The sequence below is a fragment of the Geobacillus sp. C56-T2 genome, assembly GCF_007829715.1.
GTDB lineage: Bacteria > Bacillota > Bacilli > Bacillales > Anoxybacillaceae > Geobacillus > Geobacillus icigianus.
On sequence record NZ_VJWB01000001.1, the window covers coordinates 2268822 to 2287835 of the forward strand.

General features: G+C 53.5%; 22 protein-coding genes. 12 read left to right on the top strand and 10 right to left on the bottom strand.

All coding sequences use genetic code 11. The annotated features are described in order from the left end of the window. The first annotated feature begins 53 nt into the window (after positions 1 to 53). Complete coding sequence (locus GC56T2_RS11315; protein WP_144975257.1) at positions 54 to 974, top strand: aldo/keto reductase; 921 nt, start codon at positions 54 to 56, stop codon at positions 972 to 974. A 67-nt stretch (positions 975 to 1041) separates the two neighbouring features. Here GC56T2_RS11315 and GC56T2_RS11320 read toward each other — a convergent pair whose 3' ends face one another. The 4 genes from GC56T2_RS11320 to GC56T2_RS11335 all read right to left on the bottom strand — a co-directional run bounded on the left by GC56T2_RS11320 (position 1042) and on the right by GC56T2_RS11335 (position 2347). After that, the gene (locus GC56T2_RS11320) at positions 1042 to 1275 is read right to left on the bottom strand and encodes a hypothetical protein (RefSeq protein ID WP_255516078.1); all 234 of its coding nucleotides are present in this window, start codon (positions 1273 to 1275) and stop codon (positions 1042 to 1044) included. Positions 1276 to 1291: 16 nt separating this feature from the next. Further along, entirely contained in the window at positions 1292 to 1534 is a 243-nt protein-coding gene (locus GC56T2_RS11325) for a YqkE family protein (protein ID WP_172706138.1), read from the bottom strand. Positions 1535 to 1773: 239 nt separating this feature from the next. Then, positions 1774 to 2013: a YqkC family protein gene (locus GC56T2_RS11330; protein WP_033023546.1), complete on the bottom strand. Its 240-nt coding sequence runs from the start codon at positions 2011 to 2013 to the stop codon at positions 1774 to 1776. Further along, complete coding sequence (locus tag GC56T2_RS11335; RefSeq protein ID WP_144975259.1) at positions 2003 to 2347, bottom strand: iron-sulfur cluster biosynthesis family protein; 345 nt, start codon at positions 2345 to 2347, stop codon at positions 2003 to 2005. The genes GC56T2_RS11330 and GC56T2_RS11335 overlap by 11 nt, the downstream gene beginning before the upstream one ends. Positions 2348 to 2429: 82 nt before the next feature. Between GC56T2_RS11335 and GC56T2_RS11340 the strand changes: the two genes are divergently transcribed. Further along, positions 2430 to 2648, top strand: coding sequence for a CDGSH iron-sulfur domain-containing protein (locus GC56T2_RS11340; protein WP_144975261.1), 219 nt, complete (start codon positions 2430 to 2432; stop codon positions 2646 to 2648). 62 nt (positions 2649 to 2710) lie between these two features. Continuing rightward, positions 2711 to 2908, top strand: coding sequence for a YqzH family protein (locus GC56T2_RS11345; protein WP_144975263.1), 198 nt, complete (start codon positions 2711 to 2713; stop codon positions 2906 to 2908). 256 nt (positions 2909 to 3164) lie between these two features. Here GC56T2_RS11345 and GC56T2_RS11350 read toward each other — a convergent pair whose 3' ends face one another. Continuing rightward, complete coding sequence (locus GC56T2_RS11350) at positions 3165 to 3953, bottom strand: SDR family NAD(P)-dependent oxidoreductase (RefSeq protein WP_144975266.1); 789 nt, start codon at positions 3951 to 3953, stop codon at positions 3165 to 3167. Further along, on the bottom strand, positions 3944 to 4915 hold the full coding sequence (locus GC56T2_RS11355) for an MBL fold metallo-hydrolase (protein WP_033023549.1): 972 nt from the start codon (positions 4913 to 4915) through the stop codon (positions 3944 to 3946). The genes GC56T2_RS11350 and GC56T2_RS11355 overlap by 10 nt, the downstream gene beginning before the upstream one ends. A gap of 510 nt (positions 4916 to 5425) precedes the next feature. Between GC56T2_RS11355 and proI the strand changes: the two genes are divergently transcribed. Then, positions 5426 to 6265: a pyrroline-5-carboxylate reductase ProI gene (gene proI / locus GC56T2_RS11360; RefSeq protein ID WP_144975268.1), complete on the top strand. Its 840-nt coding sequence runs from the start codon at positions 5426 to 5428 to the stop codon at positions 6263 to 6265. A gap of 135 nt (positions 6266 to 6400) precedes the next feature. Then, on the top strand, positions 6401 to 7423 hold the full coding sequence (gene namA / locus GC56T2_RS11365; protein ID WP_144975270.1) for an NADPH dehydrogenase NamA: 1023 nt from the start codon (positions 6401 to 6403) through the stop codon (positions 7421 to 7423). Here the strand turns inward: namA and rnz are convergent. Further along, the gene (gene rnz, locus GC56T2_RS11370) at positions 7420 to 8343 is read right to left on the bottom strand and encodes a ribonuclease Z (RefSeq protein ID WP_144975272.1); all 924 of its coding nucleotides are present in this window, start codon (positions 8341 to 8343) and stop codon (positions 7420 to 7422) included. The two genes, namA and rnz, sit on opposite strands and share 4 nt — an antisense overlap. A gap of 425 nt (positions 8344 to 8768) precedes the next feature. On the opposite strand from rnz, the gene zwf reads away from it, so the two are divergent. The 4 genes from zwf to GC56T2_RS11390 all read left to right on the top strand — a co-directional run bounded on the left by zwf (position 8769) and on the right by GC56T2_RS11390 (position 12141). Then, positions 8769 to 10280, top strand: a complete 1512-nt coding sequence (gene zwf / locus GC56T2_RS11375) for a glucose-6-phosphate dehydrogenase (RefSeq protein WP_144975274.1) — start codon at positions 8769 to 8771, stop codon at positions 10278 to 10280. Positions 10281 to 10575: 295 nt separating this feature from the next. Further along, positions 10576 to 11193 carry a cyclase family protein gene (locus GC56T2_RS11380; protein ID WP_144975276.1) on the top strand — a complete coding sequence of 206 codons (618 nt, stop codon included), beginning with the start codon at positions 10576 to 10578 and terminating at the stop codon, positions 11191 to 11193. A gap of 219 nt (positions 11194 to 11412) precedes the next feature. Continuing rightward, positions 11413 to 11724: an AbrB/MazE/SpoVT family DNA-binding domain-containing protein gene (locus tag GC56T2_RS11385; RefSeq protein WP_144975278.1), complete on the top strand. Its 312-nt coding sequence runs from the start codon at positions 11413 to 11415 to the stop codon at positions 11722 to 11724. Beyond that, entirely contained in the window at positions 11725 to 12141 is a 417-nt protein-coding gene (locus GC56T2_RS11390) for a type II toxin-antitoxin system VapC family toxin (protein ID WP_144975280.1), read from the top strand. A 124-nt stretch (positions 12142 to 12265) separates the two neighbouring features. On the opposite strand, the gene GC56T2_RS11395 is transcribed toward GC56T2_RS11390, so the two are convergent. The 3 genes from GC56T2_RS11395 to GC56T2_RS11405 form a co-directional block, all read right to left on the bottom strand. Beyond that, a complete protein-coding gene (locus GC56T2_RS11395) occupies positions 12266 to 13633 on the bottom strand; it encodes a glycoside hydrolase family 1 protein (RefSeq protein ID WP_144975282.1) in 1368 nt (455 codons plus the stop codon). Positions 13634 to 14229: 596 nt separating this feature from the next. Beyond that, complete coding sequence (locus GC56T2_RS11400) at positions 14230 to 14619, bottom strand: hypothetical protein (RefSeq protein ID WP_033023559.1); 390 nt, start codon at positions 14617 to 14619, stop codon at positions 14230 to 14232. A gap of 58 nt (positions 14620 to 14677) precedes the next feature. Further along, positions 14678 to 15340 (bottom strand): DUF6036 family nucleotidyltransferase, encoded by a 663-nt coding sequence (locus GC56T2_RS11405; protein ID WP_144975284.1) that lies wholly within the window; start codon positions 15338 to 15340, stop codon positions 14678 to 14680. 162 nt (positions 15341 to 15502) lie between these two features. On the opposite strand from GC56T2_RS11405, the gene GC56T2_RS11410 reads away from it, so the two are divergent. From GC56T2_RS11410 to GC56T2_RS11420, 3 genes are all read left to right on the top strand, one after another. After that, entirely contained in the window at positions 15503 to 16939 is a 1437-nt protein-coding gene (locus GC56T2_RS11410; protein WP_144974183.1) for a DDE-type integrase/transposase/recombinase, read from the top strand. 347 nt (positions 16940 to 17286) lie between these two features. Beyond that, positions 17287 to 17976 (top strand): response regulator transcription factor, encoded by a 690-nt coding sequence (locus GC56T2_RS11415; protein ID WP_033844128.1) that lies wholly within the window; start codon positions 17287 to 17289, stop codon positions 17974 to 17976. Then, positions 17973 to 18977 (top strand): sensor histidine kinase, encoded by a 1005-nt coding sequence (locus tag GC56T2_RS11420; RefSeq protein WP_144975286.1) that lies wholly within the window; start codon positions 17973 to 17975, stop codon positions 18975 to 18977. The genes GC56T2_RS11415 and GC56T2_RS11420 overlap by 4 nt, the downstream gene beginning before the upstream one ends. Positions 18978 to 19014 lie beyond the last annotated feature (37 nt).

Sequence of the window (19014 nt, forward strand, 5' to 3'; positions counted from 1 at the left end):
TCGCCTCCGTTGTACAATGAACGTATCATCCATGGACAAAGGAGGCTGGCAAGGTGAAAAAGCGCCGCATCGGCACATCCGACTTATATGTCAGTGAAATCGGGCTCGGCTGCATGTCGCTCGGCACCGACGAACGCGAGGCGATCCGCCTCATTCACGAAGCGCTGGAGCGCGGCATCAACTACTTGGATACAGCCGATTTATACGACCGCGGCTTAAACGAGGAATTGGTCGGCAAAGCGGTGAAAGGAAAACGCGACCAAGTGATCATCGCCACCAAGGTCGGCAACCGTTGGCGCGCGGACGGGAGCGGTTGGGATTGGGATCCGTCAAAAGCCTATATCAAACAAGCGGTCAAAGACAGCCTGCGCCGCCTGCAAACGGACTACATTGATTTATACCAGCTCCATGGCGGCACGATCGACGACCCGATTGACGAAACGATCGAAGCGTTCGAAGAGCTGAAGCGAGAAGGCGTCATCCGCTGGTACGGCATCTCCTCGATCCGCCCGAACGTCATCCGCGAATACGTGAAGCGCTCGAACATCGTCAGCGTCATGATGCAATACAGCTTGCTCGACCGCCGCCCGGAAGAGTGGTTTCCGCTCTTGCGCGAACATAACATCAGCGTCATCGCCCGCGGTCCGGTCGCTAAAGGCTTGCTCACCAACCGCCCGCTCGAAGCGGCGCAGGCGGCGGTGAAAGAACACGGCTACCTCGATTATTCATACGAAGACTTGCAGGCGCTCATCCCAAAGCTGAAAGAAAAAACGGCCGGCCGCCGTTCCTTGACCGCGACCGCGCTGCAATTTTGCCTGCATGACTCGGTCGTTGCCGCCGTCATTCCGGGGGCGAGCCGGCTCGAGCAGCTTGAGGAAAACATCTCCGCCGCTTTCGCCCCGCCGCTTGACGCTGACGAATACGAATGGTTAAAACAAGTAACGAAGCGCTCGATCTATGACATGCACCGATGAAAAAAAGAGCCCACAGCGCCAACATGGCCGCTTGTGGGCTCTTTTTTTCATCCTGTTTCCCTTTTCATCAGGCAACCTTATCATCTACATACTTGTCCCTTGCCGCCCCTAGGCCAAACACGATCATGGCCGCGCAAACGGCTAGCAATAAAACGAGGGGTGGGAGAAAATGACCGGCTGCATCATACAGCGCCCCAAACAGCGGCGGGCCGGCCGCCGACAGCAAGTAGCCGACCGATTGGGCCATAGCCGAGAGCTGGGCGGCTTCCAGCGGGCGGCGCGTCCGCAACGTAAACAGCATCAATCGTGTCCTCCTTTTATTTAAACTTGCGCCAGTCAAGCTCGCTTTCTTCAAGTAGCTCAGCAAACGACTTTCGCTCGTCGCGCCGGCGCGCTTCCTCGCGGCGCCGTGCTTCTTCCGCCGCCCGCTGCCGCTGTTGTTCCTCGGCAAGCGCCCTCTTTTTCGCAAGCAGCTTCGCTTCAATGTCGGCGCCAAGCCGGTCAGCGAGCGTCACCGTCGACTGCTCTCGCTCTTTTCTCCGCCTCGCCTCTGTTTTCACGATGTTCACCCCCTTGCATAACAGCCGCTTGTTTGTCAAACAATACAACGAAACGACATGGAAAAGGAGAGATGACCAATGACGAAAAACCGCGCTCAAAAAGGAAAACCGTCCGCCGATACGGTCAAACCGGTCATCGGCAAAGAAGAGCTGGAAAAAGCGATCCACCCGACAAAGCGGCAAAACAGCCCGCAATAAGAAAGATCATAGAAAAACCGTAACCGGCCCGGTTACGGTTTTTACAACACCTCGGTAATGTGCGGCATATGCTCGCCGAGCCAAGCGATCGCGTCATCAAGCGTCGCAAACTCTCTCGTTTCAAACGTCATCTCATTTTGCAAAAGCCACACGTCCTTTTTGTCTTGGTACGGACCGGCGACCGACCAATGAAGCAGGCTGTACGGGTCGTTTTCATGGGTGAACGACACCCATGTTTTTTGCTTCGCCACCTTTGCGAGCTGCTCGAGCTTACCGTTCATGGCCGGCTGTCACCTCGACAAGCGGCATATGGCCGTTCAAGATTTGCCTTGGGCTTTTGAGCTGAAAAACGGTCGTCCCTGGCTTGATGTCAATCGTCATCTCCTCATCAAAAAAGATGAGGCGCGGCCGTTCCACGAGCACCGGCACGAAATTCGTCTCGACGACGACATCGTCTTCATCCACCTTATCAACGAGCCATAGCGCCGGCACGCCATCGACCAAACAGCCGCAGCCGTCGGTGTCATAGTTGAGCTTTAACTGCCGCCCCGATTTGGCTACAATAGGGGTAAGCGTTTGTTTTGCTGCATCAGTAAACGTGATGTTCACGCTCATCGTTGCTCCTTTTTCCGTTTGTTTCTTTACTATTCTACCCGTTGGCATGCAAGACTGTCAAAACGAAAAGGAGGAAAATCCGATGGCAAAAGTGCAAATCAAAGTGAACGACAACGGCTCGCTGCGAGTCACCGGTGAGGTGGAACTGCTCGATGGAGAAGGAAAGCCGTTTGTGACAAAACAAACGTTTTCGCTCTGTCGCTGTGGGCTGTCGAACAACAAACCGTTTTGCGACGGTTCGCACAAAGGCCGCTTTCAGTCGGTCGTCCGCGCCCCGTCACCGAAAACGGATGAACAGTAAGAAGCGGCCGTTCCCCCTTACATCAAAACCTTGCCCAACTTTCACAACGGACGGTGAAACCGATGGATGAACGATGGCTGCAAAAACAAGTGCGCAACTGTTTACGGCACTATGGCTATAGCGACGAGATGATGCCGCTTGATGAGGATGATCTCCGGCAGCTTTGCGCCCAAATCGCCGCCGCCAAAGAAAAACAGCGAAACGCCGACATGTATGAGCTCGTCCATGACGCCGTTTACCGGTTTATGACCGGCGCTTGATTGACATCTCCACCGCGAGACAGTATGTGTCCCCAATTGGGATGACCATCACTGCTCGCCGCCGCAAGATTTTTACGGGAAAGATCCATAGGCAGCGCGTTCTTCCCCCACCCGGGGATGAACGTCCGTACCAGTCCTGCAATTTTTACCGAAAAGTTCCATGGGCAGCGGTCTGCCCTCCACCCGGGGATGAAAATGCGCGCCCGTTCGGCATTTTCACAGAAATGAAACGGCTGGCCCACACGAGGCCAGCCGTTTACTTTTGGAAAAACGCCCGCTTTGCCACCTTTTCCACAAGCCCCGGAGCGAGCCGGTACAGCCGGCTGCCGAAGTCCATCCAACGCGGCATATTCACCTCGCGCGTCGGCGTCATCATCGCGGCAACCACGCGCCTTGCCACCGCCTCCGGCCTTAACATCCAACGCGAGACATTGCGCACATACTCTCCCGATTCATCAGCCGCAGAAAAAAAGTTTGTCTCCACCGGCCCGGGGTTGACGGCGGTGACAAAAATGCCGAAGCGCGCCGCCTCGAGGCGGAGGCTGTCTGTAAAACCGAGAACCGCATGTTTCGTCGCAGAGTAGACGCTTGATTTGGGCGTGGCGATTTTTCCCGCCTGCGAGGCGATGTTGATAATATGGCCGCCCTTGCGCTCTTTCATGTGCGGATACACCGCCTTCGTGCAGGCGATGAGGCCGAAGACGTTGACGGCAAACATTCGCTCCATTTCCGCCAAGTCGATGTCCTCGACATAGCGAAAGACGCCAAACCCCGCGTTATTGACCAACACATCAACCGTTTCCAACTCCGCCATCAACCGGGAAAAAACGGCCTCAACCATTTCCCGGTCGCCGACATCCAGCCGCGCATAGCGCGGACGAATGCCGGTCTGTGCCTCAATCCGCGCGCTGATTTCTTTCAGCTTTCCTTCACTGCGCGCCAACAGCACCGGCAGCGCCCCTTGGCGCGCCGCTTCATCAGCGATGTGCTCGCCGATTCCTCCCGACGCTCCAGTAATGACGACATGACGACCCTTCAACCGCATACCGACACCCCCGCCGCTTCATAGACGTAACGGCCGGCTTCCTGTTTTTTCGTCACGTATCCGTTCGCCTCGAGATAATCAAGCTGGCCGATCGTCTCCGACATCGTCAGCATCAACTGCCGTTCGTAAACCGATGGGAACAGCTTTTGGCACACGTCAAACACCGTTTGCGGGCGTTCCTTCACCATGTCGAGCACTCGCTCGGCGCGCTGGCGCTGCTTCGTCAACCGCTCGCGAACAAGGCTTCGGATGTCGGTCGCATCATCGCCATGGCCGTTTAACGAACGAACGATGTCGTAGTTCAGCATTTTCTCAAGCGACTCGTTGTATTGCAGCAACGGCTTCGGCCGCTCCGTCTCCCCTTCCGCCGGCGGCTCCATCATCGGATTCGGGGAAATATGGACGAGCAAATGGTCGCCGCCGATCAACAAACCATCCTCCTCGCGATAGAGAACGATATGGCTTTGCGCATGGCCCGGCGTTTCGATCACGCGCCACCGTGGCAAACCGGGAACCGCATCCCCGTCGGTCACGGCGATATCAACAGCCCGCCGGCTCGCGTAGCGAAGCGATCCGCCTTCTTTGGACAGCCGGCTAAACAAGCGACGATCGACGCCGCATTCGGTGAAAAAACCTTCAAAAAAGCGGACGTACCGCTCCATAAACGCCCGCTCCCGGCGCAAAAACGGGTCGGCTTTCGGATGGCCGATGATCGGGGCGTGCGGAAAATAATCCAGCAGCCCGACATGGTCTGGATGGTGATGGGTGATCACGATTTGCTCGATCTCCTCCGGCCGGTAGCCGATCTCAGCGAGACGATGGACAAATCGCTGCCACGCTTCTTCCGTTTTCACTCCGGCATCCACTAACGTCAGCCGATCGCCAGCGATTACGTACATATGCACATCGCCGACCGGAAACGGCGTCGGCACCGTGATCCGATGCACTCGTTCCTCGTTCATCGCATTCCCTTCTTTCCCTTCAGTTCGGTAGCGATCCGTTCAGACATCGAACCAAACTGAATGATGATTCACAAATCTTGTTATTTTACAGTTTACAACGATTTCATACGTTTGTCATTCCTTTTTCTGCCGCACTTCGGAAATGGCCAAAAAATTCGCGCTTCTCTCTTGACAACCAGCCTTGTCCCGCGGCATAATGACAAATAACATCACCGATACGGCCAAACCGGCGATGAACAGGGCCAGTAAACCGCAAACGGCACCAGAGAGCGAAGCCCGCGGCTGGAAGGCTTTGCTGCCCTCTTTGCGGTTGAACCTACCCTAGGAGCTGTTAGGCCAACCTAAACGCATTCCCAGCGTTATCGGGACAGAGTCGGGCCTGTTTGGCGCTTGGGCCAAGCTAGGCCAAAAAAGGTGGTACCGCGGAAACGAAGGTTTTCCGTCCTTTTGCAAGGACGGAAAACCTTTTTCTTTTGCCCTGACACCCGCAAGCGAAGGAGGAGTGAAAAGATGAACAACGGACAGACGATTGCGCTGATCGGCGCCGGCTCGATGGCGGAAGCGCTCATCGCCGGCATGACGAAAGCTTTTTGCCGCCCAACCGACGTCATCGTTGCCAATCGGCAAAACCGCGCCCGTCTCGAGGAACTGGCGCGCCGCTACGGAGTGCGGGTGGCCCCAAACGCCCGTGAAGCCGCCGAACAGGCGGACATCATCGTTTTGGCAATGAAGCCAAAAGACGTTGCCGAAGCGATGAACACCATCACCCCCGCCCTTTGTGCCAACCCGCTCATCCTTTCGCTGCTGGCCGGCGTCACGACTGAAACGATCGAACGGCTCGCCGGACGCGACATCCCTGTCGTGCGCGCGATGCCGAACACATCCGCCGCCGTCGGCTTATCGGCGACCGCGATCGCCGGCGGCCGCTTCGCCGCGAAAGAACATCTCGAGGTGGCCAAACAACTGTTTGAAACGGTCGGCATCGTCGCTGTAGTGCCGGAACGCGACTTGCACGCGGTCACCGGCCTGTCCGGAAGCGGCCCGGCGTATGTGTACTACTTGGTCGAAGCGATGGAAAAAGCGGCGGCCGACATCGGCCTTGAGCGCGATGTCGCCAAACCGCTCATTTTGCAAACGATCATCGGCGCAGCCGAGATGCTAAAAGCGTCCGACAAACATCCGTCCGTCCTGCGCCGCGAAGTGACGAGCCCGGGCGGCACGACTGAAGCCGGCATTGGCGTGCTTGAGCAGTACCAGTTCCAAGAAGCAGTCATCGCTTGCATCCGCCGGGCGACGGCCCGCTCCGAAGAGCTCGGCAGCGCTCTGCTCGCCGCCATCGCCGAAGCGTAAACACGATGGCCCCGGGGCACCGCTCTTTTCTGCCTAATTCGAACAGGGCGGCAATCCGTTTCATTTTGTTTTTGGCAAGCGGCATGCTATCATCAGTCATGAACCATTCCGTGGCATAGAAAGGAGCTGCTTGTCATGAACACGATGCTGTTTTCGCCGTATACGATCGGCGGGCTGACACTGAAAAACCGAATCGTCATGTCGCCGATGTGCATGTATTCATGCGAGACAAAAGACGGCACGGTGCGCACATGGCATAAAATCCATTACCCGGCGCGCGCCGTCGGCCAAGTTGGCCTCATCATCGTCGAAGCGACCGGCGTGACGCCGCAAGGCCGCATTTCTGAACGCGACTTAGGCATTTGGAGCGATGACCATATCCCCGGACTTCGCGAACTCGTCGGGCTTGTGAAAGAGCATGGAGCCGCCATCGGCATCCAGCTTGCCCACGCCGGCCGAAAAGCGGAAGTGCCGGGAGAGATCATCGCCCCGTCCGCCATTCCGTTCCAAGAATCGTCGCGCACACCGAAAGAAATGACCAAAGCGGACATCGAAGAGACGGTGCAAGCGTTCCAAAACGGCGCGCGCCGCGCGAAGGAAGCCGGCTTTGACGTCATTGAAATTCATGCCGCTCATGGCTACTTGATCAACGAATTTTTATCGCCGCTCGCCAATCACCGCCAAGATGAATACGGCGGCTCGCCGGAAAACCGCTACCGTTTCTTAGGTGAAGTGATCGATGCGGTCCGCGAAGTGTGGGACGGCCCGCTGTTTGTCCGCATCTCAGCGTCCGACTACCATCCGGACGGGCTGACAGCCAGCGACTACGTTCCGTACGCCAAACGCATGAAAGAACAAGGCGTCGACCTCATCGATGTCAGCTCCGGCGCCGTCGTGCCGGCGCGCATCGACGTTTATCCCGGCTACCAAGTGCCGTTTGCCGAACTGATCCGCCGCGAAGCAGACATCCCGACCGGCGCCGTCGGCTTGATCACCTCCGGCTGGCAGGCGGAAGAAGTGCTGCGCAACGGCCGCGCCGATCTCGTCTTTTTAGGGCGCGAGCTGCTGCGCAACCCGTATTGGCCGTACGCCGCGGCAAGGGAGCTCGGAGTGAGCATCGAAGCGCCGGTGCAATACGAGCGCGGCTGGCGGTTTTAACCGCGCGGGATCGAAAACGAAGCGAAATCAGCCGCAAGCTCCGTGTTCGGAAATACGCGGCGCGCCTCGGCGACGAGCTGCTGCGCCGCCGCACCTTGGTAGCGGGAGCTGATATGGGTTAAAATGAGCCGTTTCGCCCGCGCCCGCCTCGCCACCTCGGCCGCATCGATGGTCGTAGAATGAAAATAGTCATGGGCTAGCTGCTGCTCCGCCGCGGCAAACGTCGCTTCGTGGACGACGACATCGGCATCGCGGGCGAGCTCAATCGCCGCTTCGCAAAAGCGGGTGTCGCCTAGCACGGTGACGATTCGCCCTTTTTGCGGCGGGCCGACAAACTCGCGCCCGTCAAGCACGGTGCCGTCCTCGAGCACGACCGTTTTTCCTTGCTTAATCTGTTGATAAATCGGGCCGGGGCGGACGCCGAGCGCTCGCAGCCGGTCAACCAAGAGCGGGCCGGGCAAGTCTTTTTCGACAACGCGGAAGCCATAAGACGGGATGCCGTGATCGAGCCGTTTGGCGATCACTTGAAACGTTTCATCATCAAAAATAACGCCTTCCTCGATCTCGGCAATGTTCAGTTCATAACGAAGCTTCGTTCCGCTGACAGCGAGCGCCGTTTCGACAAACGCGCGCAGACCGCGCGGACCAAACACAGTGAGCGGCGTCTCACCGCTTTGGAACGAACGGCTGCCGAGCAGCCCCGGCAAGCCGAATAGATGGTCGCCATGCAAGTGCGTAATCAAAATATGCTCGATGCGGCGCGGACGAATGGCGGTATGCAAAATTTGATGCTGCGTCGCCTCGCCACAATCAAACAGCCATGTCGCTCCCCGTTCGTCGAGCAGCTGCAAGGCGACGGATGAGACGTTGCGCTCTTTCGCCGGCACGCCGGCACCGGTGCCTAAAAACAACAGTTCCAACAGGCGTCCCTCCTTGTTCTCGCTCAACGTTGCCTGTTGTTAGCGTACCAATGTCGGAACGGCTTTTCAACTTCCTTTTGCGCTCTACCACCGCCGGCTCAGCACCGTGCGGCTTTATGAATGGGCGCGCCTGGTCGCCAAAACGCAATCAAATTTTAGCGTTTCGTCCGGCCAACGTCTCCGCCGCCGGAACGCAATCAAATCCTTGCGCCCTATCCGGCAAAAGTCTCTGTCGCCGGAACACAACCAAACCTTAGCGTTTCGTCCGGCCAACGTCTCCGCCGCCGGAACGCAATCAAATCCTTGCGCCCTATCCGGCAAAGGTCTCTGCCCTCGGAACGCAACAAAGTATTTGCGTTCTGTCCGGCAAACCTCTACAATGGTTTCATTGAAGACGTCAATTTGGCAAAAGCGAGGTACATACGGTGGACAATATGAACCCGAAATCGATCATCGTCATTTTCGGAGCGACGGGAGATTTGGCGAAACGGAAGCTGTTTCCGTCTCTTTACCGCCTGTATGAAAAAGGGCATTTGAACGAGAGATTCGCTGTCGTTGGCGTCGCGCGCCGCCCGTTGTCGGCCGACGAGTTCCGAAACTATGTGCGCGACTCGGTTGAAACGGCGTTTCAGCAACCGCTCGCGGACGAGCGATTCATCTCCCATTTCTATTACCACCCGTTCGATGTGACGGAAGCCGAGTCGTACCAACGCTTAAAGTCGCTCCTCGAACAGCTCGATGGCACATATGCGACCGAAGGCAACCGCATTTTTTACTTGGCGATGGCGCCGGAATTTTTCGGCACCGTCACTTCCCGCTTGCAGTCGGAAGGACTGTCGGAAACGCGCGGCTTTAAACGGCTTGTCATCGAAAAACCGTTCGGGCATGACTTGGCGAGTGCCGAAAAGCTGAATGATGAGATTCGCCGCGTCTTTTCCGAACGGGAAATTTACCGGATCGACCATTACCTCGGCAAAGAAATGGTGCAAAACATCGAGGTCATCCGCTTCTCGAACGCCATTTTCGAGCCGCTCTGGAACAACCGGTTCATCGCCAACATTCAAATTACATCGAGCGAAACGCTCGGCGTGGAAGATCGCGGCCGCTACTACGACCATTCCGGTGCGCTGCGCGACATGGTGCAAAACCATATGCTGCAAATGGTCGCGCTTTTGGCGATGGAGCCGCCGATCAAATTAACGACCGATGACATCCGCCACGAAAAAGTGAAAGTGTTGCGCGCCTTGCGCCCAATTTCCCACGATGACGTCGACCGCTATTTCGTGCGCGGCCAATACGGGAGCGGGGTGATCCACGGCAAAGCCGTTCCAGCGTACCGCGAGGAAGCGAACGTCGATCCAGATTCAAACACGGAAACGTTTGTCGCCGGGAAGCTCCTGATCGACAACTTCCGCTGGGCCGGGGTGCCGTTTTACATCCGCACCGGCAAGCGAATGGCGGAAAAGTCAACGAAAATCGTCGTCCAATTCAAAGATGTACCGATGAACTTATACTACCGGACAAACGAAACGATCGCCCCGAACTTGCTCGTTATTCACATCCAGCCGGATGAAGGGATCACCCTTCACTTAAACGGCAAAAAAACCGGGGAGTCAACGACGATAACCGCCCCGTTTCAACTCGATTACTGCAACAACTGCATCGACGGCATCAACACGCCGGAAGCGTACGAAAAGCTGCTGTACGACTGCATGCGCGGCGATGCGACGAACTTCACCCACTGGGATGAGGTGGCGGCGTCATGGCAATTTATCGACCCGATTTCTGACGTGTGGGCCAACACAAAAGCGGCCGATTTCCCGAACTATGAGGCGGGTTCAATGGGGCCGAAAGCGGCCGATGAACTACTGCAAAAAGACAGCTTCCATTGGTGGCCGATCAGCCACCCGCGTTCCGAAAAGGCGGGGACAAACTAGCGCTCGCCCCTCTGCTCACACCGGCTGGCGCGCAAACCGAGCCGCAAAAACGGGAAACAACGAAATAAAGCGGCACGCACCGTTGACCGCCGGCTTTCTAGAAGGCCGGCGATCCACAGCCGTTTCCCTTCGGCGAGACGTTGTCAGGCGATCCGTTTTCATCACCGTTCGTCTGGACGATCACGGGCAAAACAAAGAGCGGGCTCAGCCGTCGCCGAACAACGCCAGTCCCTGACAGGCAAGCCGTTTTTCGACCGCTGGCCCGCCGTCGTTGAAGCAAAGGAGTGAAGGAACGATGAAGATGTATGATGTTACCGCCCCGATTTACGAAGGCATGCCGGTTTACAAAAACAAACCGGAAAAACAGCCGAAGCGCACGACAGTCACCAATGGCTATGTGACCGAATCGCGCATTGACATGGACGTGCACACCGGCACGCACATTGACGCCCCTCTTCACATGGTCGAAGGCGGCGCGACATTTGAAACAATTCCGCTTGACCGCCTCGTCGGCCCGTGCAAACTGTTTGATTTGACGCATGTCAACGATCGGATTACGAAAGACGACATCGCTCATCTCGACATTCAGGAAGGCGACTTCGTTCTGTTTAAAACGAAAAATTCGTTTGAAGATGCGTTCAATTTCGAGTTTATTTTCGTCGCCGAAGACGCGGCCCGCTATTTGGCCGCCAAACCAATCCGCGGCGTCGGCATCGACGCGCTCGGCATCGAGCGGGCGCAAGAAGGCCATCCGACCCATAAAACATTGTTTTCGGCCGGCGTCATCGTCATCGAAGGGCTGCGGCTAAAAGAGGTCCCCGAAGGCCGCTATTTCATGGTCGCCGCCCCGCTCAAACTCGTCGGCACCGACGCCGCCCCGGCGCGCGTCTTGCTGTTTGACCGCGAGCCGTGAAAACAGCCGGTCCCTTGATGGGACCGGCTGTTTATCATTTCAAACCGAGAAGCCCCCTCTTCCACGCATGAACATACATTCTTATCATTGTTGTTGTCCCCCACACAACTTCTTACTACACCGAAAATAATATGATTTTCAACGATTGATCAAGCATACAAATAAGACATATAATAAAAGTAAGTATGAAAAAGGTTTAGGAAGGAGCGAAACGCACCAATGGAGAAAATGAATGTTTCGGATCAACCATCGCCGGTCGTCATGAAAGCGACAAGCAAGCTGTCCAGCCGAGGGCAAGTGGTCATTCCTGTTGAAATCCGGAAAACATTAGGCCTCAACGAAGGCGATGATCTGACGTTTATCGTCAACCAAGATGGAGAAATAAAAGTGGAAGTCACGAAGAAATATCGCTTGTCACAATTAATCGGCATTCTCAAAACCACTCAGCCGTTCCGCCCTGTTGAGGAAATCCGAGATGAAGTATATCGTACGATAGGAGCAAAAGAATTGAAAGACGGGGAGGAAAACTAAGTGGCTCGCAAGCTATGGATTGACACAAATGTCGTGATTCGAATCATGACCGGCCATCCCCAAGAGCTTGCGGAAGAAGTTGGGGACATGTTGCAGAAAGTAGAAGCAGGAGAATTGATTTTGCGCCTTAATCCGCTCGTCGTCGCGGAATGTTGCTGGGTGCTGGCTTCCGTCTATCAAGCATCGCCGTCCGACATTTCCGCCGCCTTATTAAAGTTTACCAATGGGATTGGGATCGAAACAGAGGAAAAAGATGTTGTGCAACAGGCGCTTCGAGATTACGGCGAGAAAAAGGTCGATTTCATTGACGCGTATATCGCCGCTCATGCAAAAGCGAATCCCCCAGAAGATGTCGTTACTTGGGACAAACATGTTAAACGATTGAACATTCGCCACGGTCGCCCTAAGGACTGGTAAAAAGAGGGTGTCCCAAAAGGACCGGGACGCCCTCTTTCATCGCTATATACGTACTGACTGCTTCTGCCGCACTGTATGTTGTGCCTATCTTGAAGGAGCCCCTCTTTTGAAACTCGTTCTTGCTTTACAGCTCCTCCCCATTCGTGCGAATGACGCGCTGGAACCAGTAGAAGCTTTTTTTCTTATAACGCTTCAAATCGCGCAAGTTTTGATCATCGCGGTTGACGAAAATGACGCCGTAGCGCTTGCGCATCTCGCCTTGCGAGCTTAACAAGTCGGTTGCCCCCCACATCAAATAGCCGATCACCTCGACCCCTTCTTCGATCGCCAGTTTCATTTGTTCGATATGGCGGCGCATATAGTCGATCCGCTCGTCATCGTCGACCGTGCCGTTCTCGTTTAGCTCCTCCTCAAGCCCGATGCCGTTTTCGGTGATGAAAATGGGCATCTGGTAGCGGGCGTACACGTCTTTTAAGGCAATCCGCAAGCCGAGCGGATCGATCGCCCAGCCCCATTTCGTCTTCGGCAAGTGGGGGTTCGGCGCAAGCCCTTTGATGATCCGCTCATCGTGTTCCTGATGGCGGACGATTTGGCTTTGATAGTAGCTAAATGACAAAAAGTCGACCGTCTGCGCGCGCAGCAATTCCTCATCGCCTGCCTCAAGCGGCAAGCGGATCCCCTTTTTCTCTAGCCGATTCGTCACATAGCGCGGATAAACGCCGCGGGCAAACATGTCAAAAAAGAAATCAATGAACAGCTCTTTCGCTTGCACGTTCGCCAAAGCGTCTTCCGGCCGGCATGTCGCCGGATACGTTGTCAAATACGTCGCCATCCCGCCGATCTTCGCCTCCGGAGCGATCTCGCGCAGCGCCTTCACCGCCTTGGCGTGGGCGAGAAAGACGTGATGGCAGACGCGGTAGGCAAACGCTTCCGGGTCTTCATCATCCGGGCAGATCGCCCCCCATAAATGCGGTTGTTCGAGCACTAAGTTTTGTTCGTTGAACGTCAGCCAATAGTTCACTTTTCCGCGATAGCGCGCAAACACGGTGCGCGCGTACCGCTCAAACAAGTCAACGACCTTCCGCGAGGCAAAGCCGTTGTATTTCTTCGCCAACGCCAGCGGCAAATCAAAATGGTACAGCGTAATGACCGGTTCGATGCCGTTCGCCCTCAATTCATCAAACACGGCGTCATAAAACGCCAAGCCCGCTTCATTCGGCTCCCCTTCCCCATCCGGAAAAATGCGCGTCCAAGCGATGCTCGTCCGGTAGGCAGTAAAACCGAGCTCCTTGAACAAAGCGATGTCTTCTTTGTAGCGATGGTAAAAGTCAACCGCCACTTTCCAATCGGAATGACCTTCCGGAATCGGGCGCGCATCAACGATCGACAGCCCTTTGCCGCCTTCGTTCCACGCCCCTTCCGTCTGGAACGACGTCACCGCCCCGCCCCATAAAAAGCCGTCGGGGATGATCGACTTTCGTTGTGATGGCATGACAAATCCCTCCACGTGTAAACAAACAATAATCGTGCGCCTTATGCTCAGGCGCCATGATGACATAATGACCTTTTGTCAGAACAAGACAGGAAAAGGGGCAAGATCGGCCAAAACATGGCAGGTGATAAAATAGGGATGCTCCCCTTTAGGACATCCCCTTGCCTGCCCAGCAAAATAAGTAGTACTCCTATAACTATTTGAAATTGTGTTTTACACTTCTCAGTCGCATATTGTATATAATGGTTTTAAATACATAAAAAGGGGATTTGGAAGTAAATTGGTTCATCACCGAAAGATGTACTTGACTTTTAGGAACAAACATGATATTATCCCTCCCGGTTGAACAAAAATAACAAAAAATGGTAATCAATCTTTTTGACGTTCTTATCATGAAAAACGTTTTTTGTCAAGTACATTTTGTGGTGAAGAGCCAGTAAATTGGCTCTTCACCAAAAGTTGTACTTGATTTTTTCATCACGTACCTTACTTATGCAACCAAGAAAGAACGGGAAACAAATTATTTTTGCAAACACTTGTTCAGAGAAGTGTACCGTCTGTCAAGTACATGTTGTGGTGATGAGCCAGTAAATTCTTTATTGCAACTTAGATTTAAAACCAAGAAAATGCCGTTCTTTTAAGAGAGGCTTGCGATGTTGACGTTTTTGGTGTATATAATCTCTAACTTCATCGGAAAGGGTAGCATTCATATAGAGTTCCCTTGCAATGACATTCAACATCTTAGCAATGTCTTCGATACGAAAAAGATCGAGGTCAGGAAGCAATTGAGAAACTGTCCGCTTGGCACTTTCTCTATTAAAAAACGGATCTATACATCCTGCTTTCTGGGCAACTTGTAATGATAATTGTGCCGTTTGTTTTCGATAACTAGTTCCCCCATTTTGCTGAAAACGTAACTCTCGACGTAGCTCTTCGAGAAATTCCGAAAAAGGCACTGTGGGTTCCTCTCCCGTCCTACTATTCATGGTAGTTGCCCCCTTTCCTTTGCAACTTATTTGTACCTAATATTTTATCACATTCTCTCTATAATATGCCTTTTTCCTTCAAAATGTTATCTAGTTCATACAAATTCAAATCTTGATTTGAGGGATTCAGCAAATATTCTCTATATTCCGCTACCATTCCCAGCAACTTTTCTGTATCACATTTTTCTAATATCTGTGTCTCCTTTAAATCAATTAAATCTTTTTCACGAGTGGAAAAAATTTTGCAACAGGCAAGCAATTCGATGGTTGGAACATAGACACGAATAGCCGAAAAATCCAAATCCAACTCAAAAAGTGACTCCTTATTCCGCAAGTCTTCCGATGGAGGAACCTCCATAATTCCTCCAACCACATCGACATTTATTTTTTCTAACTCCCTTAATAAGGCCTGCATATTGTTGGTGCTGATAAGATGAACATCGATATCCCTCGTAGGACGAAACTGTTCTCCCATTTGCTCCATAAGTAATAAAAGCGCCGCTCCCCCTAAAACAACGATTTCAGCAACAACTCCTTGTTTGCAACAGAGATAGTCCAATGTATAAAATTTATCTAAAATGGCATCCCTAGTTCTCATTTCCTCAGATGAGTAACTCATCGCTAAATTCCACCTCCATTTTCCATTCATTCTTTGAATCCATAATAACTCATTGTCCGATATACTTTCAATTTTGATTCCCACCCATCTCTTCCATCTCATCGCCCCCCTTCTCCCTAAAGGTATTGTCAAAAGTTTATCCTCCACACTCACGGTTTTCCCTTGAGTTTCAACGGTTGGAAGAAAAAAAGCTTGCCACCCCCATTGTTTTCGGCCATCATTGAGGTAACGACACCCAACAGCCAAAACAAAGGAGTGACAAGCTTGTTACCTCAATTATTAGCCTATTTGCTCGAAATCATCAAGACCCAATATCAAATCATTGTGTATTTGATGGGTGTGATATTGGGAAAATCCTTGCATCTCGAGGACTGGGACGAACCCATCCAAAAGCCGTACCGGAAACTTCAGGTCGATGACCTTCCGATCATCGATGTGCCGGAAACCCTTGATTACCGGAAGCTGTTGGCAGACTATGAAGCCCAGCACAGACGTCCTTTACGGCCCATCCAGCGCCGCGCGAAGGCGAAACACCGTGTTCCGGATTCGTTGACCTGCCCTCGCTGCCAGGCTCCCTCTTCTTACCTGTACGCCAATAACGGCGGAAAAGGGCAATACCAATGCAAAGTGTGCCAATGCCGGTTCAACCACCGAAATCGGTTCACCAAGCAAGCGGTCTTTCGTTGTCCGCACTGCAAAAAGACGTTGGAAAAAATCAAGGAACGCAAGGAATACAACGTCTATAAGTGCAAGAACAACGATTGCCCGTTTTACCAGGCCAACCTTCGCCGGATGACGAAGAAAGAGCGCCAACAGTTTCAACAGAATCCTCAAGCCTTCAAGGTGCGGTATTTGTTTCGGGAGTTCTTGTTTGACTTTCTCCCGTTGGCTTCCTCGTCGCTCATCAAGCCGAAGGTCGATTTGTCCCGGCTGGCTGCGTCGCCGCACGTGTTGGGGCTCGTGTTGACGTACTACGTCAACTTTGGGATGTCCTCGAGGGAAACCGCCGCCGCCCTGAAGGACATCCATGGCGTCTCGATCTCTCATCAGACGGTGCTCAACTACGCCAACAGCGTCGCGCTTTGGATCAAGCCCTTTGTCGACCGATTCCCGTATGAGCTGTCCGGTTCGTTCTGTGGGGACGAGACATATATTCGTGTGAAGGGCCGTTGGCATTACCTATTCTTTATGTTCGACGCCGTGAAAAAGATCGTGCTGTCCTATCGCGTCTCGCCCAACCGGGACACGCTCTCGGCCATCAAGGCGATCAATGATGTCCTCAGGAAGCTGCCGTCCCTTCCAGACGACTTGTCGTTCGTCGTGGATGGCAACCCGATTTACCGGTTGGCGCAACACTTCTTTGCCCAGCACGGGATTTCGTTTGACGTCCGCCAGGTGATCGGCCTGACCAACGAAGATCCGGTCTCGGAAGAGTTTCGCCCTCTCAAGCAGATCATCGAGCGATTCAACCGGACCTTTAAAGGCAACTACCGCCCGACCCATGGGTTTGGCGCCGAGGAAGGCTCGGTGTCCTTTGTGACGCTGTTTGTGGCGTATTTCAACTTTCTGCGCCCGCATAGCGCGCTCGAAGGCCGGGTACCGGTCGTCATCCCGGAGCTCGCCGAGCTGCCGCATATGCCAGCCCGGTGGACGAAGCTCATCACCATGGCTCAGGACTTCCTTCAAAACGAGGCAGCCTAACTTTTTTGTCCTCCAGAGCCCGTTGAACAGAACTCCTGCCGGATTCGGCGAAGCGAACCCTTGACCAACCGAACACCGCCAAAGGTAAAATTCGGTAAAAGCAAGGGCGGCTTTCCTATTGCCTTCTTTTTTGTCCCCGTCGCCCTTGACGACTCTTTCCCACCTTTGGCGGGTGTTGGTCAAGGGCGAATCCGGCTCTCTGCATGCCCCACGATGCTCAATGGGATGGTCTGTGTGGAGTTTTCATAGAACTTTTGACGCTACCTCCCTAAACAACCAAAAAACAGATATAATGGAAAACAGAACAACACGCCATATCGAGCGGAAAAGAGTAGGGGGACACGAGGTTGAACATTTTACTCATTGAAGACGACGCCACGTTGTTTCAAGAAATCAAACAACGTCTCGAACAATGGTCATACAACGTTTGCGGCATCCGTGATTTCAGCCGGGTGATGGAGGAATTTTCACACTGCCAGCCACACCTTGTCATCATTGACATCCAGCTGCCGAAATTTGATGGATTTCACTGGTGCCGCCAAATCCGCGCGCATTCGAACGTCCCGATCTTGTTTTTATCGTCGCGCGACCATCCGACCGACATGGTCATGTCCATGCAGCTTGGCGCGGATGATTACATCCAAAAGCCGTTTCATTTTGACGTGCTGATCGCGAAAATCCAGGCGCTGCTCCGGCGCGTGTACGATTACAATGCAGGCCCCATCCACCTGCAAACGTGGTGCGGCGCCACCATCGACTATGCCAAAAGCACGGTCACCAATGAACAAGGAACGGTGGAGCTGACAAAAAACGAACTGTTGATTTTAAAACATCTGTTGAACAAGAAAAACACGATTGTAACGCGGACAGAACTGATCGAACAGCTGTGGGAGGACGAACGGTTTATCAGCGACAACACGCTGACCGTCAATGTCAATCGGCTGCGGAAAAAGCTTGACGAACTGGGCTTGGGCCGTTTCATCGAAACGAAAGTGGGACAAGGGTATATGGCAAAGGAAGAGGGGATCGGCTCATGATCAAAGACTACTTGATGGAACGAAAAAGCTGGCTTGCCTTCTTTTTGTTCCTCGAGCTGTTCATTCTGTTTGTCGCTTATCTTGATCCGACGATTCCCTTTTCCTCCGCTCTTTATATCGTCTTTTTAACATCTATCCTCTTTGCCGTCTTTGTCATCATCCGGTGGAAAAAGGAAACGGCATTTTATCAGCGGCTGCAAACGTGCCATCTTGCCTTGGCCCCCGCTTCCATCCTGCAGGCGGCCAGTCCGTTTGAACGCATCGTTGAGCGCGCCATAGCCAGCCAAATGGACGAATGGAAACAGGAACTGACCGTATGCCGAACAGCGTTGGAACAAGAGAGAGATGAACTGCTGACATGGATTCACGAAATGAAAACGCCGCTGACGGCCATGCGGCTCATGATCGAACGAGTCGAAGAGGAAAACACCAAATCATCGCTCCTATACGAATGGCTGCGCATTCATTTGCTGCTTGATCAGCAGCTCCATCAGCGGCGGCTCCCTCACATGGAAAACGATTTATATATTGAACACGTCGAGCTCAAGCCGCTTCTCATCAATGAAATCAAACCGTTGCAGCCATGGTGCATGCAAAAAGGCATCGGCTTTGATCTGCAATTGAACGTCCGCTCGGTGCTCAGCGATGCCAAATGGCTTTCGTTTATCATCCGGCAAATCGTGACGAACGCGGTGAAATATAGTGAGTCTTGCGACATTATCGTGAAAAGTTTTCTAGAAAACGGCCATATCCACTTGCAAATTCAAGATTTCGGCCGCGGCATTGATCCGAAGGACTTGCCGCGCATTTTTGACAAGGGCTTCACCTCCACCGCCGAACACCAAAACGAAGCGGCGACGGGAATGGGGCTGTATTTGGCGAAAAAAGCCGCCCAACCGCTTCTGCTTGACTTTCACGTCGAATCTTCACCGGGGCGCGGGACGGTCTTTACCATCGTATTTCCCCAGGAAAACGACCTGATCCGAATGCACGGCATGTGACAAAACTGTCACATGCTGTCTTGTTTTGTTCGACCAA

Bases quoted from the DNA above. Each gene is read 5' to 3' on its own strand.
- GC56T2_RS11400 (WP_033023559.1), bottom strand. From the start codon at position 14,619: ATGAATAGTAGGACGGGAGAGGAACCCACAGTGCCTTTTTCGGAATTT.
- GC56T2_RS11330 (WP_033023546.1), bottom strand. From the start codon at position 2,013: ATGAACGGTAAGCTCGAGCAGCTCGCAAAGGTGGCGAAGCAAAAAACA.
- GC56T2_RS11355 (WP_033023549.1), bottom strand. From the start codon at position 4,915: ATGAACGAGGAACGAGTGCATCGGATCACGGTGCCGACGCCGTTTCCG.
- GC56T2_RS11335 (WP_144975259.1), bottom strand. From the start codon at position 2,347: ATGAGCGTGAACATCACGTTTACTGATGCAGCAAAACAAACGCTTACC.
- GC56T2_RS11350 (WP_144975266.1), bottom strand. From the start codon at position 3,953: ATGCGGTTGAAGGGTCGTCATGTCGTCATTACTGGAGCGTCGGGAGGA.
- GC56T2_RS11380 (WP_144975276.1), top strand. From the start codon at position 10,576: ATGAAGATGTATGATGTTACCGCCCCGATTTACGAAGGCATGCCGGTT.
- GC56T2_RS11320 (WP_255516078.1), bottom strand. From the start codon at position 1,275: ATGCTGTTTACGTTGCGGACGCGCCGCCCGCTGGAAGCCGCCCAGCTC.
- GC56T2_RS11340 (WP_144975261.1), top strand. From the start codon at position 2,430: ATGGCAAAAGTGCAAATCAAAGTGAACGACAACGGCTCGCTGCGAGTC.
- GC56T2_RS11345 (WP_144975263.1), top strand. From the start codon at position 2,711: ATGGATGAACGATGGCTGCAAAAACAAGTGCGCAACTGTTTACGGCAC.
- namA (WP_144975270.1), top strand. From the start codon at position 6,401: ATGAACACGATGCTGTTTTCGCCGTATACGATCGGCGGGCTGACACTG.
- GC56T2_RS11395 (WP_144975282.1), bottom strand. From the start codon at position 13,633: ATGCCATCACAACGAAAGTCGATCATCCCCGACGGCTTTTTATGGGGC.
- proI (WP_144975268.1), top strand. From the start codon at position 5,426: ATGAACAACGGACAGACGATTGCGCTGATCGGCGCCGGCTCGATGGCG.
- GC56T2_RS11405 (WP_144975284.1), bottom strand. From the start codon at position 15,340: ATGAGATGGAAGAGATGGGTGGGAATCAAAATTGAAAGTATATCGGAC.
- GC56T2_RS11385 (WP_144975278.1), top strand. From the start codon at position 11,413: ATGGAGAAAATGAATGTTTCGGATCAACCATCGCCGGTCGTCATGAAA.
- GC56T2_RS11420 (WP_144975286.1), top strand. From the start codon at position 17,973: ATGATCAAAGACTACTTGATGGAACGAAAAAGCTGGCTTGCCTTCTTT.